At 57.9% G+C, this 15,262-nt stretch carries 12 protein-coding genes; 7 read left to right on the top strand and 5 right to left on the bottom strand.

Annotated elements, in window-relative coordinates; genetic code table 11:
• Nucleotides 1-78: 78 nt before the first annotated feature.
• Nucleotides 79-2,712, bottom strand: a complete 2,634-nt coding sequence (gene leuS, locus ACLD9W_RS01775) for a leucine--tRNA ligase (protein ID WP_410840421.1) — start codon at nt 2,710-2,712, stop codon at nt 79-81.
• Between the two features lie 227 nt (nt 2,713-2,939).
• On the opposite strand from leuS, the gene lepA reads away from it, so the two are divergent.
• From lepA to ACLD9W_RS01745, 6 genes are all read left to right on the top strand, one after another.
• A complete protein-coding gene (gene lepA, locus ACLD9W_RS01770) occupies nt 2,940-4,733 on the top strand; it encodes a translation elongation factor 4 (RefSeq protein ID WP_410840420.1) in 1,794 nt (597 codons plus the stop codon).
• 58 nt (nt 4,734-4,791) lie between these two features.
• On the top strand, nt 4,792-5,079 hold the full coding sequence (locus tag ACLD9W_RS01765) for a hypothetical protein (RefSeq protein ID WP_410840419.1): 288 nt from the start codon (nt 4,792-4,794) through the stop codon (nt 5,077-5,079).
• Nucleotides 5,080-5,141: 62 nt separating this feature from the next.
• On the top strand, nt 5,142-5,558 hold the full coding sequence (locus tag ACLD9W_RS01760; protein WP_049260249.1) for a hypothetical protein: 417 nt from the start codon (nt 5,142-5,144) through the stop codon (nt 5,556-5,558).
• A 54-nt stretch (nt 5,559-5,612) separates the two neighbouring features.
• The gene (locus ACLD9W_RS01755) at nt 5,613-6,182 is read left to right on the top strand and encodes a GTP pyrophosphokinase (RefSeq protein ID WP_410840418.1); all 570 of its coding nucleotides are present in this window, start codon (nt 5,613-5,615) and stop codon (nt 6,180-6,182) included.
• A 72-nt stretch (nt 6,183-6,254) separates the two neighbouring features.
• Nucleotides 6,255-7,316: a signal peptidase I gene (gene lepB, locus ACLD9W_RS01750; protein WP_410840417.1), complete on the top strand. Its 1,062-nt coding sequence runs from the start codon at nt 6,255-6,257 to the stop codon at nt 7,314-7,316.
• Between the two features lie 130 nt (nt 7,317-7,446).
• Nucleotides 7,447-7,608, top strand: coding sequence for a hypothetical protein (locus tag ACLD9W_RS01745; protein ID WP_410840416.1), 162 nt, complete (start codon nt 7,447-7,449; stop codon nt 7,606-7,608).
• Nucleotides 7,609-7,841: 233 nt separating this feature from the next.
• Here the strand turns inward: ACLD9W_RS01745 and pqiB are convergent, their stop codons facing one another.
• Nucleotides 7,842-9,470, bottom strand: coding sequence for an intermembrane transport protein PqiB (gene pqiB, locus ACLD9W_RS01740; RefSeq protein WP_410840415.1), 1,629 nt, complete (start codon nt 9,468-9,470; stop codon nt 7,842-7,844).
• 192 nt (nt 9,471-9,662) lie between these two features.
• Entirely contained in the window at nt 9,663-11,054 is a 1,392-nt protein-coding gene (locus ACLD9W_RS01735) for an OmpP1/FadL family transporter (protein WP_410840414.1), read from the bottom strand.
• Nucleotides 11,055-11,285: 231 nt separating this feature from the next.
• Here ACLD9W_RS01735 and ACLD9W_RS01730 point away from each other — a divergent pair, with 231 nt between their 5' ends.
• Complete coding sequence (locus ACLD9W_RS01730) at nt 11,286-12,326, top strand: sulfate ABC transporter substrate-binding protein (protein WP_410840413.1); 1,041 nt, start codon at nt 11,286-11,288, stop codon at nt 12,324-12,326.
• A 166-nt stretch (nt 12,327-12,492) separates the two neighbouring features.
• Here ACLD9W_RS01730 and lpdA read toward each other — a convergent pair whose 3' ends face one another.
• The gene (lpdA, locus tag ACLD9W_RS01725; protein WP_410840412.1) at nt 12,493-13,932 is read right to left on the bottom strand and encodes a dihydrolipoyl dehydrogenase; all 1,440 of its coding nucleotides are present in this window, start codon (nt 13,930-13,932) and stop codon (nt 12,493-12,495) included.
• Between the two features lie 121 nt (nt 13,933-14,053).
• Nucleotides 14,054-15,238, bottom strand: a complete 1,185-nt coding sequence (odhB, locus tag ACLD9W_RS01720; RefSeq protein WP_410840411.1) for a 2-oxoglutarate dehydrogenase complex dihydrolipoyllysine-residue succinyltransferase — start codon at nt 15,236-15,238, stop codon at nt 14,054-14,056.
• Nucleotides 15,239-15,262 lie beyond the last annotated feature (24 nt).

Raw genomic sequence — 15,262 nt, 5'->3', positions numbered from 1 at the left:
GGCCTCGGATGTATTAAAGTGGAAAAGGCCGTCTGAAAAGGTTTTAGCTGCGTTTTCAGACGGCCTGAGCATTGCGGTTTACACCACGATGTTCACCAGCCGGCCGGGGACGACGATGATTTTCTTGGCCGGTTTGCCTTCCATAAACTTAATCGCGCCGTCGGTGGCGAGGGCGGCGGCTTCGATTTGGTCTTTGGGCGCGTCGGCGGCGACGGTGATTTTGCCGCGCAGCTTGCCGTTTACCTGCACCATGATTTCGATTTCGGATTTGACGAGGGCGGTTTCGTCCACTTGCGGCCAGCCTGCGCCCCACAGGGTTTCAGACGGCCTCAACGCGCTCCAAAGCTCGTCGCAGATGTGCGGCACAATCGGCCACAAGAGGCGCAGGGCGGCTTCCAATACTTCTTGGGCGACGGCGCGGCCCGGTTCGGAGGCGGTGTCGGTTTTGTCGTATTGGTTTAAGAGTTCCATCACGGCGGCGACGGCGGTGTTGAACTGCTGGCGGCGGCCGTAGTCGTCGGAAACTTTGGCGACGGTGGCGTGCAGCTTGTGGCGCAGTTCTTTTAGCGCTTTATCTAGGCTGTCGTGGCCGTCTGAAAAGGCGGGCACGATGCCGTGGGAAACGTGTTCGTACACGGTGCGCCACAGGCGGCGCAGGAAGCGGTGCGCGCCTTCTACGCCGCTGTCGCTCCATTCGAGCGACTGTTCGGGCGGGGCGGCAAACATCATAAACAGGCGGGCGGTGTCTGCGCCGTAGGCATCGATAAGCTGCTGCGGATCGACGCCGTTGTTTTTGGATTTGGACATTTTTTCCGTGCCGCCGATGACCACGGGCAGGCCGTCGGCTTTGAGGACGGCGGAAACGGGGCGGCCTTTGTCGTCAAAGGTCAAATCCACATCGGCCGGGTTGATCCAGTCTTTGCTGCCGTCGGCGTTTTCGCGGTAGTAGGTTTCACACACCACCATGCCCTGTGTGAGCAGGCGTTCAAACGGCTCGTCCACTTTCACCAAACCTTCGTCGCGCATCAGTTTGGTGAAGAAGCGGGCGTACAGGAGGTGCAAAATGGCGTGTTCGATGCCGCCGATGTATTGGTCGACCGCGCCCCAGTATTGCGCCGCTTCGGGCTTGACCATGCCGTCTGAAAACGCGGGCGACATATAGCGGAAGAAATACCAGCTCGATTCCATGAAGGTATCCATGGTGTCGGTTTCGCGTTTGGCTGCGCCGCCGCATTTGGGGCAGGCGGTTTCGTAAAATTCGGGCATTTTGGCCAGTGGCGAACCCATGCCGTCGGGCACGACGTTTTCGGGTAATACCACGGGCAGCTGCTCGGCAGGTACGGGCACGTCGCCGCAGGTGTCGCAATGCACAATCGGAATCGGGCAGCCCCAGTAGCGTTGGCGCGAAATGCCCCAGTCGCGCAGGCGGTATTGCGTTTTCGCCTCGCCCGCGCCGCTTTGCTGCAATTTGGCGCCGATGGCGTCAAAGGCCGTCTGAAAGTCCAGCCCGTCAAATTCGCCGCTGTGAATCAGGCGGGTATTTTCTTTCGCGCCGTACCATTCCTGCCATTCGGCCTCGTTGTAAGGCTGCGGCTCGATGAGTTCGACCACTTGTTTTTTCGGCAGACCGTATTTGGTAGCAAACTCAAAATCGCGCTCGTCGTGTGCCGGTACGGCCATTACCGCGCCGTCGCCGTAGCCCCACAAGACATAGTTTGCCACCCATACGGGCAGGCGCTCGCCGTTGAGCGGATTAATCACAAAGCGGCCGGTGGGCAGGCCTTTTTTCTCCATCGTCGCCATATCCGCTTCGGCCACGCTGCCGGCTTTGCATTCGGCGATGAAGTTTTGCAATTCGGCATTGCCCTCCGCTGCGGCGGCGGCCAGCGGATGCTCGGCGGCCACGGCCACATAAGTTGCGCCCATCAGCGTATCGGGGCGGGTGGTGTAAACCTGTAAAAATTCGGCAAAATCGCCGCTCAAACCGGCCTTGCTGTCGTCAGCCAGCGCAAAGCGCACGTTCATGCCGCGCGATTTACCAATCCAGTTGCGCTGCATGGTTTTCACCTGCTCCGGCCAGTGTTCGAGTTTGTCCAAATCGGCCAAAAGCTCCTCGGCGTAATCCGTGATGCGGAAGTAATACATCGGGATTTCGCGTTTTTCCACCGGCGCGCCGCTGCGCCAGCCGCGCCCGTCGATCACCTGCTCGTTGGCCAATACCGTTTGATCGACCGGGTCCCAGTTCACCGTACCGAGCTTGCGGTACACGATGCCCTTTTCAAACAAACGTGTAAACAGCCATTGCTCCCAGCGGTAGTAATCCGGCTTGCAGGTCGCCACCTCGCGCGGCCAGTCGATGGCAAAACCGAGACTTTGCAGCTGTTTTTTCATGTAGGCGATGTTGTCGTAGGTCCACGCCGCCGGTGCCACGCCGTTTTTCAGCGCCGCGTTTTCGGCGGGCATACCGAAAGCGTCCCAGCCCATCGGCTGCATCACGTTGAAACCGTTTAACAATTTAAAACGGCTCAACACGTCGCCGATGGTGTAGTTGCGCACATGCCCCATATGCAGCTTGCCGCTGGGGTAGGGAAACATCGACAAACAATAATATTTGGGCTTGGACGCGTCTTCGGCGGCATGAAAAATGCCCGCTTCATCCCATTTTCGGCGGGCGGCGGGTTCGACGGCGGAAGGGTGGTAGTGCTCTTGCATGGCGGATGTCTTTCGGTAAAAAATTTAAGGCGCGGATTATACCGTTTTCAGACGGCCTTTGTTTATAGGATAAGGCCGTCTGAAAAGCGTTTTCAGACGGCCTCACTCTGCTTTGAGTGCGCAGAACAGGCCGTTTTCCGCTAGAATGCGTGGCTGTTTGCATTTTTGAAGATTCAGGCCGTCTGAAAGGCTTTCAGACGGCCTCCAAACTTAAATAAAACGCTGCCATGAAAAACATCCGAAATTTCTCCATCATCGCCCACATCGACCACGGAAAATCCACCCTTGCCGACCGCTTCATCCAATTCTGCGGCGGCTTGGAAAACCGCGAAATGAGTTCGCAGGTTTTGGACAGCATGGACATCGAAAAAGAGCGCGGCATCACGATTAAGGCGCAAACCGCCGCGCTGAACTACAAAGCCAAAAACGGCGAAACCTACCTGCTCAACCTGATTGACACCCCCGGACACGTAGACTTTTCCTACGAAGTCTCGCGCAGCCTGTCCGCCTGCGAAGGCGCGCTGCTGGTGGTGGACGCGTCGCAGGGCGTGGAAGCGCAAACCGTTGCCAACTGCTACACCGCCATCGATTTGGGCGTGGAAGTCGTGCCCGTACTCAACAAAATAGACCTGCCCGCCGCCGACCCCGACCGCGTGGCGCAGGAAATTGAAGACATCATCGGCATCGATGCCGTGGGCGCGGTAACCTGCTCCGCCAAAAGCGGGCTGGGCGTGGAAGACGTGCTGGAAGAAATCGTCGCCAAAATCCCCGCGCCCGAAGGCGATGCCGACGCGCCCTTGCAAGCCGTGATTATTGATTCGTGGTTTGACAACTACGTTGGCGTGGTGATGCTGATTCGGGTGAAAAACGGCAGCCTGAAACTGAAAGACAAAGTGCAGTTTATGTCCACCAAAGCCGAATCGCAGGTGGAACAGCTCGGCGTGTTCACGCCCAAATCGGTGCAAAAACAAGAATTAACCGCAGGGGAAGTGGGCTTTCTGATTACCGGCGTGAAAGAGCTGGGGCAGGCGAAAGTGGGCGACACCGTAACCCTTGCCAACAACCCCGCCGCCGAGCCGCTGGCAGGCTTTAAAGAAGTGCAAAGCCAAGTGTTTGCCGGTCTCTATCCCGTGGAAAGCCACGACTACGAAGCCCTGCGCGATGCGCTGGAAAAATTGCAATTAAACGATGCTTCGCTGAAATTTGAACCCGAAGTATCGCAGGCGCTGGGCTTCGGCTTCCGCTGCGGCTTTCTCGGCTTGCTGCATCTGGAAATCGTGCAAGAGCGCTTGGAGCGCGAGTTTGACATGGATTTGATTACCACCGCGCCGACCGTGGTGTATGAAGTGATCCTGAAAAACGGCGAAAAAATTGACGTGGAAAACCCGTCCAAACTGCCCGACATCGGCACGGTGGAAACCATTATGGAGCCGATTATCACCGCCACCATTCTCGTGCCGCAGGATTATGTCGGCAACGTGATGACCCTGTGCAACCAAAAACGCGGCGTGCAGCGCAATATGCAGTATATGGGGCGGCAGGTGATGCTCACTTATGACTTGCCGATGAACGAAGTGGTGATGGACTTTTTCGACAAACTCAAATCCACTTCGCGCGGCTATGCTTCGCTGGATTACGAGTTTAAAGAATTTCAGCCCGCCGACTTGGTGAAGCTGGACATTATGGTAAACGGCGACAAAGTGGACGCGCTCAGCCTGATTGTGCACCGCCAAACCGCCGTGCAGCGCGGCCGCGAACTGGCCAGCAAAATGCGTGAGCTTATCCCGCGCCAAATGTTTGACATCGCCGTACAGGCTGCCATCGGCGGGCAGATTATCGCCCGCGAAAACGTCAAAGCCCTGCGCAAAAACGTACTCGCCAAATGCTACGGCGGCGATATTACCCGCAAGAAAAAACTGCTGGAAAAACAAAAGGCAGGCAAAAAGCGCATGAAACAGGTGGGGAATGTGGAGATTCCGCAATCAGCGTTTTTGGCGATTTTGGAGATTGGGGATAAATAAGTTTTCAGGCAGCCTGAAAAACATTCACCAACCTAATCACACTACAAGGAAACCCACCATGAGCAACACGCTTACCGCAACCGAAAAAGCCCGAAACATCGGTATCCTAGTCGGCACATGGCTTGCCGTTTCCGGCTTGAACACTTTGGCGCGCACGCCCAAACCCATGTCGCAAATCATGCAAATGGTCGGCATGATTGTTATTTTTTGGACGCTGATTGCCGCTGTTTTTTCACTGGTGTTTTTTGTAAAAACCCTAATCGGTAAACACGACCATTCTTGGAAAACCATCCTAATTCCCACCGTTTTGCTGTGGCTTTGGATGGCTGTTTACGGGAATGTGTAGAACACAGTTTTCAGACTGCCTGAAATATCCCGCTGTTTCCCATATTCACAGGAGTTTTCCGCATGAAAAGCAAGCTGTTTATCCTTTTGCTGCTGTCCACCACCGCACACGCCAGCCGTGTTGAACCACCGACAGAAGGCGAATGCCGCTACCAAAACCTGAGTACACGCAAACACGTCCCGCAAACGGGCGCGTGCACATTTGAATCATACGAAAGCGTACATGTTTTCACCCCGGGTCAGGGGCTTTCGGCAGCGGGCGGCTTCCGTTTCAAGCTGGCAAACGGGCGCGAAATAAGCGCTGATTACGAAGCCCGAATGCCGTCCCGCTCGGGCGAAGAAAACGGCGAATGGAAGCCATCCAAGCACACGCTCAACAATTTGCCTGCCAAGCAAACCAGCCCCGACGGCTGGACTTGCCTGCGCTCCGCCAAAGAAGAATTGTGCTGGAAACAAAGCTATCCGGGCGTGCCGGATTAACGCAGCAGCCTTTTGAGGCATAAAACGTTTTTAGACGGCCTGAAAGGCAAAATCATGCAAGAAACTAATCTTCAAAAAACCGAACGCCTAATCCGCGAAATCAACCGCATCCACGCCCAATATTCGCAGGATTATTTTGAAACCGGCAAAGTCGCCAAGCTTAATCTCAGCCGCACGCTCGCCCATGTGCCGACCGAGCATATTTTGTCCTACCGTCTCAACCTGCACGAAGCGATTAACGATTACTTGGCGTTCGCCGACACGCGCGGCATCGATTTTTTCTACCGCGTCAAAACCGCCGAAAGCATCGCCGACAAAATCCGCCGCTACACCGAGCGCGAAAACCAATACCCCGTAAACAATATCCTAAACGACATCTTCGGCGCGCGCGTAATTCTGCCTTCAGAAAGCGTCGCCGAAATCATGCAGCGGCTGGACGACTGGAAAACCCGATACAGCCTGAAAAACTGGTATCTGCACAACAGAAACGGCTGCATCAGCTTGTGCGTTTATTTTGAACCCAATGATTGCTACCCGTGGGAATTGCAAATCTGGGACGAAAAAGACGCCGCCGAAAACATCCGCAACCACATTGCTTACAAACGGCAGTTCGTCCCTGTCTGAAATACCTTTCAGACGGCCTCAACGCTTGAAAAGGCCGTCTGAAAACAATCACAAACAACAAGGAAAAAAATCATGAACCAATTTGTCTATCTCGCCGTTGCCGCCCTGATCGCGGGCATCGGCCTGTTTTCCCTCAGCAGCAAAGAGCGCAACGAAAAAGGCGAGTGGGGCGACGGCCTGCAATGGGGCTACCTCTTAATGATGGTCGGCGTGTTCGGCGTGCTTGCGGTCAAACTCAGCTTCACCGCCGTTTTGCTGATTTTCGTCGCCTTCACCGGCGCGGTGTGGCTGTGGCGCAAGTTCTCGTTCAAGCCGACGAAGCAGGTGCAGACCGACGAAAAAGGCCAGAAAATCCTCACCGGCTCGCTCGACGACGAAAACCACTTCCGCGACTACATGGCGGGCTTTTTCCCCATCATCCTCGCCGTTTTCGTGCTGCGCACCTTCGTGGCCGAGCCTTTCCAAATCCCGTCCAGCTCCATGCGCCCGGGGCTGGTAAAAGGCGACTTTATCCTCGTCAACAAATTCGCCTACGGCATCCGCACGCCGATTGTCAACAACGTTCTGATTGATACGGGCAAAGTGGAGCGCGGCGACGTGGTGGTGTTCAACTATCCGCTCGAACCCTCCGTCAACTACATCAAACGCGCCGTCGGCCTGCCGGGCGATACCGTCGAATACAAAGACAAAGTGCTCAAAGTCAACGGCAGCATCGTCGAAACTGACACCGAAGCGGGCGCCTACGCCTACCCGCACGACGACAACCCGCAGCAAACCGTCGAAGCCCGCCGCTTTGCCGCCGATTTTTCCGGACGGAACTTCGACGTGCTCAAAGCCGACGGCGTGCCTTCCGTCAGCACCGATTCCCTCGGCAACTACGTCTTCATCGCCGATTCGCAAGGACAAAAAGCGCAAACCGACATTCAGCACCAAAACTGCCGCTACGAAGAAGACGGCAGCGGCTTTACCTGCACCGTGCCGCAGGGCAGCTACTTTATGATGGGCGACAACCGCGACCACAGCGCCGATTCCCGCTACTGGGGTTTTGTGGACGACAAACTCATCGTCGGCAAAGCCTTCTTTATCTGGATGAATTTGAGCGAATTGGGACGCATCGGCAGCAGCATCCGCTAAGCACCGTTTGCCTTGACGAACCAAAGGCCGTCTGAAACCCGCCGCCGCACAGCGCGTTTCAGACGGCCTTTCTCTATTTGAACCGCCCGGCATTCGGATATTTTTTACTCAAGAAACTGTCACAAGTTAAATGCCAACACACCCGTGCGAAATGCGGCAGGATTCCCTCCATTTTCACACCGACCGTAATGCCCACCCCGCCGTGGGCAGCGCGTTCTCCGTCGGGCGCATGGTGCTGCCGCACCAATGGTTCAAACGCGGAGGGCCGGATTGGTCGGTGTTTGAGATTTAAAAGAAATCCCGGGTGTTCAGACGGCCTGCCGCTGCAAAAGGCCGTCTGAAACGCTGCTGCCAACTGCTTCGCGCTGTTGCCAACCAAAAAAAAAGTCCGGCCGTCTGAAAGCGGGGTTTCAACGAAGTTAAAACGTTTCAGACGGCCTGTGCCGCTTTTGTCTTGTCTGCCGTGCAAATATTCAGACGGCCTGTTTGGAGAAACAGGCCGTCTGAATGTCTGTGCTGCCGCGTTTACCTGCCTTGCGGCACGGGGTCTTTAGCGTTTTGGTTGAAAATCAGCGAATTGGGCTTTTCTTTCAGCGTGTTGAGCAGTGGGCGCACGTCGCGCAGGGTGTTGTCGATGTTGCGCAGGGTGTCTTGGACGTCGCGGTAGACGGGCGATTCGGGCGACACGCCGTTTAGTGTCTGGCGCAGCTCGGCCAGTGTTTTGTTCAGCTCGGCGGGTATGGCCTGCGTCTGCGGTTTGGCCAGCAGGCTGTTGGCGGATTTGAGCGTGGCTTTGAGTTCGGCCAGGCTGCCGTTGAGTCCGTCTACGGTTTTGTCCAGCGGCAGTTTGTTGAATTTGTCGAGCAGGGCAGAGAGCTGTGCCTGCAAGTCGTCCAGTCCGCCGCCGCTGCGGCTGGCGATAACGGGCGCGCCGCCGTATTCGGCGAAGGGTTTGAGTGTGCCGCCGGTGGCGGGGGTGTCGGAGAGTTCGACCATTTTGCTGCCGAGTATCAGGTTGTCGGAGGCGAGGGCGGCGCTCAGGCCTTTGTTTAAGGCCGTCTGAAAGGTGTTCTGCCAGTAGCTGCGGCTTTCGTGGTCGGCATTTTGTTCGATAAGGTGCGGTTCGATGCGCAGGCGCACGGGTATCCAGCCGTTGGCGAACAGTTTAAGGCTGTCGCCGGCGGCGAAGTAGGGCACGTCGGCGACGCTGCCGACGCGCAGGCCTTTGTATTCGACGGGCGATCCTTTGCCCAGCCCGCGCACGGACTGTTTGAAAAAGGCGGTGTAGTAGAGGGCGCGTTCGCCCGGCAGGCTGTCGACGGCGGCGCGGTTGTCGTAGAGTTCGAAGGGTGTGCCGCCTTCGGCTGGGCGAGCGGTTTTGTCGGGGGTGTCGAAGGTGATGGCGCCGGAAATGAGGGCACCCAGGGGGGCGCTGTCGAGCTGGAAGCCGCCACCTTCGGATTGGATGCGGATGCCGCTGTCGAGCCAGAAGCGGCTGCTGCTGTTGATGAGGCTGTCGTTGGGGTGGCCGATGAAGACGGTGTAGTCGCTGCGGCGGCGCTGCGGGTCGAAGCGCACGCTTTCCACTTGGCCGATGGGCAGGCTGCCGTAGACGACGGGCGCGCCGATGTCGAGCATTTTGCTGTTGCTGCCGGAGAGTTTCAGGCGCAGGCCGTCTTGTCCGAGGGCGGCGACGGGCGGGATGTCGGATACGTCGAAAGTGTCGCGGTTTTCCTGCGCTTTGCCGGGGATGAAGGCGATATAGGCGCCGGAGACGAGGGTGTTGAGGCCGGAGATGCCGCTGCTGTCGATGCGCGGTTTGACCACCCAAAACTGGGTGTCGCTTTTCATCATGTCTTTCACGTCGGCGTTAAGCTGCGCGGTCAGCTCCACGCCTTTGCCGCCTTCGCGCAGGCGGATGTTGGTGATTTTGCCGACGTTGACGCTGAGCACGCGCACGACGGTGTTGTTCACTTCGATGCCTTCGGCGCTGTCGAGGTAGAGGGTGATTTTCGGGCCGGTGTTGCGGATATGGTCGAAAAGCAGCCATCCGCCCACGAGAAAGGCGGCCAGCGGCACGATCCAGATTAGTGATGCGGCGGCGTTGGTTTTGCGCACGCGCGAGGGGACGGGGGTGGGGCGGTCTTGGGACATGGGGCTGCTGTGTGTGTAAAAAGGCGGCAATTATGCCGTTTCGCTGTGGGCATGGCAACGGAAAAGGCCGTCTGAAAGCCCTTTGGCGTTTCAGGTGGCCTTTTTTCACTTCGTTGAAGCTGCGCTTTCAGAAACGTCATTCCCGCGAAGGCGGGAACGGCCTCTGTGTGCATTGAGGCCGTCTGAACAGTCCTAAAATTTGTAGGTGTACTGCAAGCCCAGAATGTCGGCGTGGTTTTTGAAGGAGGCGGAGGCGCGGCCTTTGCTGTCGACGTCGTATCCGGAGGCGGCGGCTGCTTGGACGCGGGTGTCGTTGATGTGGATGTGGCTGTAGGCGATGTCGAAGACGTGGCGCTTTTTGTGGGTGTATTTAACGCCGGCGGAATACCAGATGCGGTTACCGTCGGGCAGGGTGTTGAGGCGGCTTTGCGCGTCGCGCACAGGGCTTTGGTCGAAGGCGAGGCCGGCACGCAGTTGCAGGGGTTCGCTGTATTGGTAGGCGCCGCCGAGGGCGAGTTTGTAGGTGTTGCGCCAGTTGGGGGTGATGACGGTGCGGTCGGAGCGGCCGTTGACGGCGGCTTTGCTGTTTTCAAAGATGAGTTCGGCGCGGTTGAAGCGGCTGTGGCGCGTCCAGGTCAGGTCGGCGAAGAGTTTGGTTTTTGCTGTGGCTTGGTACATGCCGTGCACGGACAGGGATTCGGGGGTGACGATTTTGACGTGCGCTTTTTCGTGCGGTTTGTAACCGGAAACGGTGCTGATGAGGGCATCGTAGGCGTTTTTGCCGCCGAGCAGGGGGCTGGGGGCGGTGACGGCGGCGCCGTCGGGCGTCCAGTCGGCCGTGCCTTTGATGTCGTGGCTGATTTTGGAGCGGTAGTTGAGGCCGACGCGGGTTCGGTCGTCGATGTCCCACAGCCAGCCGAGCTGGTAGCCGAAGCCCCAGTCTTTGCCTTTGACTTCGGCGTGGCCGTCTGAAAGGCCGTTGTGTGCGCCGAGGCGGCCGGAGGCGTTCCAGTCGGCGTATTTGCGCAGCTCTGCGGTGGAATATTGGGCGATCAGGCCGACGGCGGCGGCGTGGCGGTCGTTGATTTTGTAGGCGGCGACGGGTTCGATGGCAACGGTGGTGAGGCCGAGTTGGTTGAGGTTGTGGCGCAGGACGGAGTTTTTCTGATATTCGGTGGAGGAAGCGAAGGGAATGTAGACGCCCAGGCCGAGTGTCAGGTTGTCGTTTGCCCGGTATGCGCCGTAGAGGTGGGGCGCGGGCACGATGTCTTTGGTAATTTTGCCGGAGGTTTCGCCGCGCACGCTGCCGCCGCGGAAATATTCGGCTTCGGCGTCGCCGTAGGCGATGTGCGGGGCGACGATGTTGAGGGCGGCGGTGACTTCGCTGCCGTCGAGTTTGGCGAGACCGGCGGGGTTGTAGAAGATGGTGGCGGCGTCGGCGGCTTCGGCTGCGGCGGCGTTGGCCGTGCTTTGGGCGGTGACGGACTGGGTACCGAAGTGGTAGCCGGAGGCTTGGGCTTGGGCGGAGAGGGCGGCGGCGGTGATGAGGGCGGTAATGCGGAGGCGGTTGGCGGTTTGGTTCATGTGTTGTTTTAACGCAGTTTAAAGTAAAGGCTCGAATTTTAACAAAATAACGTGTGGTGTAAACTTTTTTCTGTGTTTTGCGATTTAATGCGGATTTCAGACGACCTGAAAGGAGGCCGTCTGAAAGGGTTTATAACCAAAGGCCATAAGGCTGCGGCAAACGGTTCTTTCCCTTTTCAGACGGCCTCTGGCATAAATCCGCCTTCTGAAAAAAACATCAAAGGAAACCCCATGCCGAAAAAATCATTTGCCGCCTTGATTGCCGCCGCCGCGCTCTCAGCCTGTGCGCCCGACAATGCGGCGCAAAACACCGCTTCCGCAGGCGGCGCGGCGCAGGAGACGAAGCTGTTGAACGTTTCTTACGACGTTGCCCGCGATTTTTACAAGGATTTCAATCCGCTGTTTGTCGAAGAATACAAAAAGCGCCACGACGGCGCGGCGGTATCGGTGCAGCAGTCGCACGGTGGCTCGAGCAAGCAGGCGCTGGCCGTTGCCAACGGTTTGCAGGCCGATGTGGTGACGATGAACCAGGCTTCCGACATCGATCTGCTGGTGAAAAAAGGTTTGGTGAAGGCCGACTGGCAGAAGGCGTTTCCCAATAACGCCGTGCCCTTCACCAGCACGACCGTGTTTCTCGTACGCAAAGGCAACCCCAAGCAGATTAAGGACTGGGGCGACTTGGCAGGGGAGGGCGTGAAACTGGTGATCGCCAATCCGAAGGTAACGGGCAACGGCCGCTACACCTTTCTCGGCGCATACGGCTACGGCCTGAAAACCAACGGCGGCGACGATGCGAAGGCGCGCGGTTATGTGAAAAAAATGCTCGCCAATGTGGAGGTGTTTGAAAACGGCGGCCGCGCGGCCACCACCACGTTTATGCAGCGCAATATCGGCGACGTGTTGGTGACGTTTGAAAACGAGGCCAATCTGTCGGCCAAGCAGTTTGGCAGGGGCGAAGTGGAAATCGTCTATCCGAAATACTCGATACGCATGGACAGCCCGGTGGCCGTGGTGGACAGCGTGGCCGACAAACGCGGCACGCGCGCCGCAGCAACGGAATATTTGAATTATCTGTGGAGCAAACCGGCGCAGGAGTTGGGTGCGAAACTCTATCTGCGCCCCGCCGATCCGCAGGTGCTCGCCGCCCATGCCGCCGAGCTGCCGCCGCTGGAAACCTTCAATCCCAACGAGGTGTTCGGCTCGTGGGATGAAATCATGCCGAAATACTTTGCCGACGGCGGTGTGTTCGACCAGCTCGGCACGCGCAAATAGGCAGAAAAAATCAAAAAGGCCGTCTGAACGTTTCAGACGGCCTGATGTTTTGGCAGGGCTTCCATCCGTGCCGCCGATGCGCGGAGCAGGGATGGGTACGGGCTTTGTGAAAACAAAAAACGCCGCAGCGGCAGGGCGCGGCGGCGTTTTTGTTTTTCAGACGGCCTTAGCCGTGCAGGGCGCGTTTGTCGGCGGCCAGGCAGGCTTCGTGCACCACTTCCGACAGGGTCGGGTGGGCATGGATGATGCGGGCAAGGTCTTCGCTGCTGGCGGAGAACTCGAGTCCGACCACGCCTTCGGCGATCAGTTCGCTCACCATCGGGCCGACCATGTGCACGCCGAGGATGCGGTCGGTTTCGGCATCGGCCAGCACTTTGACCGTGCCTTTGGCTTTGCCCAAACCGAGCGCGCGGCCGTTGGCACCAAAGCCGGACGTGCCTTTTTTGTATTTGACGCCTTCGGCTTTAAGCTGCTCTTCGGTTTTACCGACCCAGGCGATTTCGGGGTCGGTGTAAATCACGAAGGGCACGCTGTTGAAGTCGATATGCGGTTTCTGGCCGGCGATGCGCTCGGCCACGGCCACGCCTTCGTCGCTGGCTTTGTGCGCCAGCATCGGGCCGCGCACCACGTCGCCGATCGCCCAGACGTTGGGCAGGTTGGTGCGGCAGTCGCCGTCCACCTTGATAAAGCCGCGCTCGTCTTTTTCCAGGCCGACAGCCTCACCGTTCAGGCCGTTGGTGTTGGGGATGCGGCCGATGGAAACGATGAGCTTGTCGAACACTTCGGTTTTGGCTTCGCCTGCGGCGGTTTCATAGGCAACGGAAACGCCCGCGCCGGTGTTTTGGATGTCGCCGATTTTGACGCCCAGCTCGATGTTCAAGCCTTGTTCTTTGGTGAAGTATTTAAAGGCTTCTTTGGCGATTTGCTGGTCGGCGGCGGCGAGGAAGGTGGGCATGGCTTCGAGGATGGTGACCTGCGAGCCGACGCGGTTCCACACCGAGCCCATTTCAAGGCCGATTACGCCCGAGCCGATGATGCCGAGTTTTTTCGGTACTTCGGTCAGGTTCAGCGCGCCTTCGTTGTCCAAAACATTAACGTTGTCGATGGCAATCTGCGGCAGCGGACGCGGCACGGAGCCGGTGGCGACAATGACGTTTTTGGCTTCGATAAGGGTTTTCTCGCCCTTGTTGTCCACTTCGATTTGGTAGAGATCGCCGTTTTTGCCGACGAAAGAGCCTTTGCCGTGCAGGCTGGCGACTTTGTTTTTTTGGAACAGGAAGGCGATGCCGCCGGTGAGCTTGGTGACAATGGCGTCTTTTCGTTCGATCATTTTGGCGGCATTGAATTTCACGTCGCCGACGGTGATGCCGTGTTCGGCGAAATCGTGTTGCGCGGCATGGAAGTGCTCGCTCGATTGCAGCAGGGCTTTGGAGGGGATGCAGCCTACGTTGAGGCAGGTGCCGCCCAGTGCGGGGGCGTCGCCCGCTTTGTTGACGCCTGCGTCGATGCAGACGGTGTTGAATCCGAGTTGGGCGGCGCGGATGGCGGCAACATAGCCGCCGGGGCCGGCGCCGATAACGGCAACGTCGTATGGTTGTTGGGACATTTTGCTATCCTTTTATATCGGTTTCAGACGGCCTGTGCTTTGGATGAGGCCGTCTGAAAATATGGACGGAAATATGATTTTCAGACGGCCTGTTGTGCGAACAGGCCGTCTGAAAGGGGGCTTATAGATCCAGCAGCAGGCGTGCCGGGTCTTCCAGCAGGTCTTTGATGGTGACCAGTGTCAGTACGGCTTCGCGGCCGTCGATGATGCGGTGGTCGTAAGAGAGTGCCAGATACATCATCGGGCGCACGACAACCTGGCCGTTTTCCACTACGGCGCGCTCTTTGGTGGCGTGCATGCCGAGAATGGCTGATTGCGGCGGGTTGATGATGGGGGTGGACATCATCGAGCCGAAGGTGCCGCCGTTGGTGATGCTGAATGTGCCGCCGGTCAGGTCTTCGATGGCGATTTTGCCGTTTTTGGCTTTCACGGCGTAATCGACGATGGCTTTTTCGATTTCGGCGATGCTCATCTGGTCGGCATCGCGCAGAATCGGCACGACAAGGCCGCGCGGGCTGCCGATGGCGATGCCGATGTCGAAGTAGCCGTGGTAGACGATGTCTTTGCCGTCAACCGAGGCATTCACAACGGGGAATTTTTTCAGCGCGGCAACGGCGGCTTTGACGAAGAAGGACATGAAGCCAAGTTTGACGCCGTGTTCTTTTTCGAATTTTTCTTTGTATTTTGCGCGCAGATCCATCACCGGTTTCATGTTGACTTCGTTGAAGGTGGTGAGGATGGCGTTTTCCTGTTGCGAAGCCAAAAGGCGTTCGGCAACGCGGGCGCGCAGGCGGCTCATCGGTACGCGCTCTTCGGGGCGGGCGCCGGCGGGAATCGGGGCGGCAGGCGCGGCGGCTCTGGCGGCAGCGGGTGCGTTTTGCACATCTTCTTTCAGCACGCGGCCGTCGCGACCCGAACCTTGCACGGAAGCGACATCCACGCCTTTTTCGGCGGCCAGTTTGGCAGCGGCGGGCATGGCTACGCCTGCTTGGGCATTGGATGCGGGCGCGGCGGGAGCGGCTTCGGCGGCGGGTGCCTGTGAGGCAGGGGCGGCGGCAGTTACGGCCGCTTCGGTGTCTATTCTTGCCAGAACCTGTTGCGATTCGACGGTGTCGCCTTCGGTGACGATGATTTCCACCAATACGCCTGCCTGCGGCGCGGGCACTTCGAGTACAACCTTATCGGTTTCAATGTCGACCAGAACTTCGTCGCGGGCGACTGCTTCGCCGGCTTTTTTATGCCATGCCAGCAGGGTGCCTTCGGTGATGCTTTCGGCAAATACGGGAACGTTTACTTCTACAATCATTTTTTGCTCCTAGGTGTGGTTTTG

This window comes from Neisseria sp. WLZKY-1, from assembly GCF_046546535.1.
Lineage (GTDB): Bacteria > Pseudomonadota > Gammaproteobacteria > Burkholderiales > Neisseriaceae > Neisseria.
This window is presented reverse-complemented; position numbering and strand designations above follow the sequence as displayed.

What these genes read in the sequence shown, in the direction of transcription:
- leuS (WP_410840421.1), bottom strand. Translation starts at nt 2,712, where the DNA reads ATGCAAGAGCACTACCACCCTTCCGCCGTCGAACCCGCCGCCCGCCGA.
- lepA (WP_410840420.1), top strand. Translation starts at nt 2,940, where the DNA reads ATGAAAAACATCCGAAATTTCTCCATCATCGCCCACATCGACCACGGA.
- ACLD9W_RS01765 (WP_410840419.1), top strand. Translation starts at nt 4,792, where the DNA reads ATGAGCAACACGCTTACCGCAACCGAAAAAGCCCGAAACATCGGTATC.
- ACLD9W_RS01760 (WP_049260249.1), top strand. Translation starts at nt 5,142, where the DNA reads ATGAAAAGCAAGCTGTTTATCCTTTTGCTGCTGTCCACCACCGCACAC.
- ACLD9W_RS01755 (WP_410840418.1), top strand. Translation starts at nt 5,613, where the DNA reads ATGCAAGAAACTAATCTTCAAAAAACCGAACGCCTAATCCGCGAAATC.
- lepB (WP_410840417.1), top strand. Translation starts at nt 6,255, where the DNA reads ATGAACCAATTTGTCTATCTCGCCGTTGCCGCCCTGATCGCGGGCATC.
- ACLD9W_RS01745 (WP_410840416.1), top strand. Translation starts at nt 7,447, where the DNA reads ATGCCAACACACCCGTGCGAAATGCGGCAGGATTCCCTCCATTTTCAC.
- pqiB (WP_410840415.1), bottom strand. Translation starts at nt 9,470, where the DNA reads ATGTCCCAAGACCGCCCCACCCCCGTCCCCTCGCGCGTGCGCAAAACC.
- ACLD9W_RS01735 (WP_410840414.1), bottom strand. Translation starts at nt 11,054, where the DNA reads ATGAACCAAACCGCCAACCGCCTCCGCATTACCGCCCTCATCACCGCC.
- ACLD9W_RS01730 (WP_410840413.1), top strand. Translation starts at nt 11,286, where the DNA reads ATGCCGAAAAAATCATTTGCCGCCTTGATTGCCGCCGCCGCGCTCTCA.
- lpdA (WP_410840412.1), bottom strand. Translation starts at nt 13,932, where the DNA reads ATGTCCCAACAACCATACGACGTTGCCGTTATCGGCGCCGGCCCCGGC.
- odhB (WP_410840411.1), bottom strand. Translation starts at nt 15,238, where the DNA reads ATGATTGTAGAAGTAAACGTTCCCGTATTTGCCGAAAGCATCACCGAA.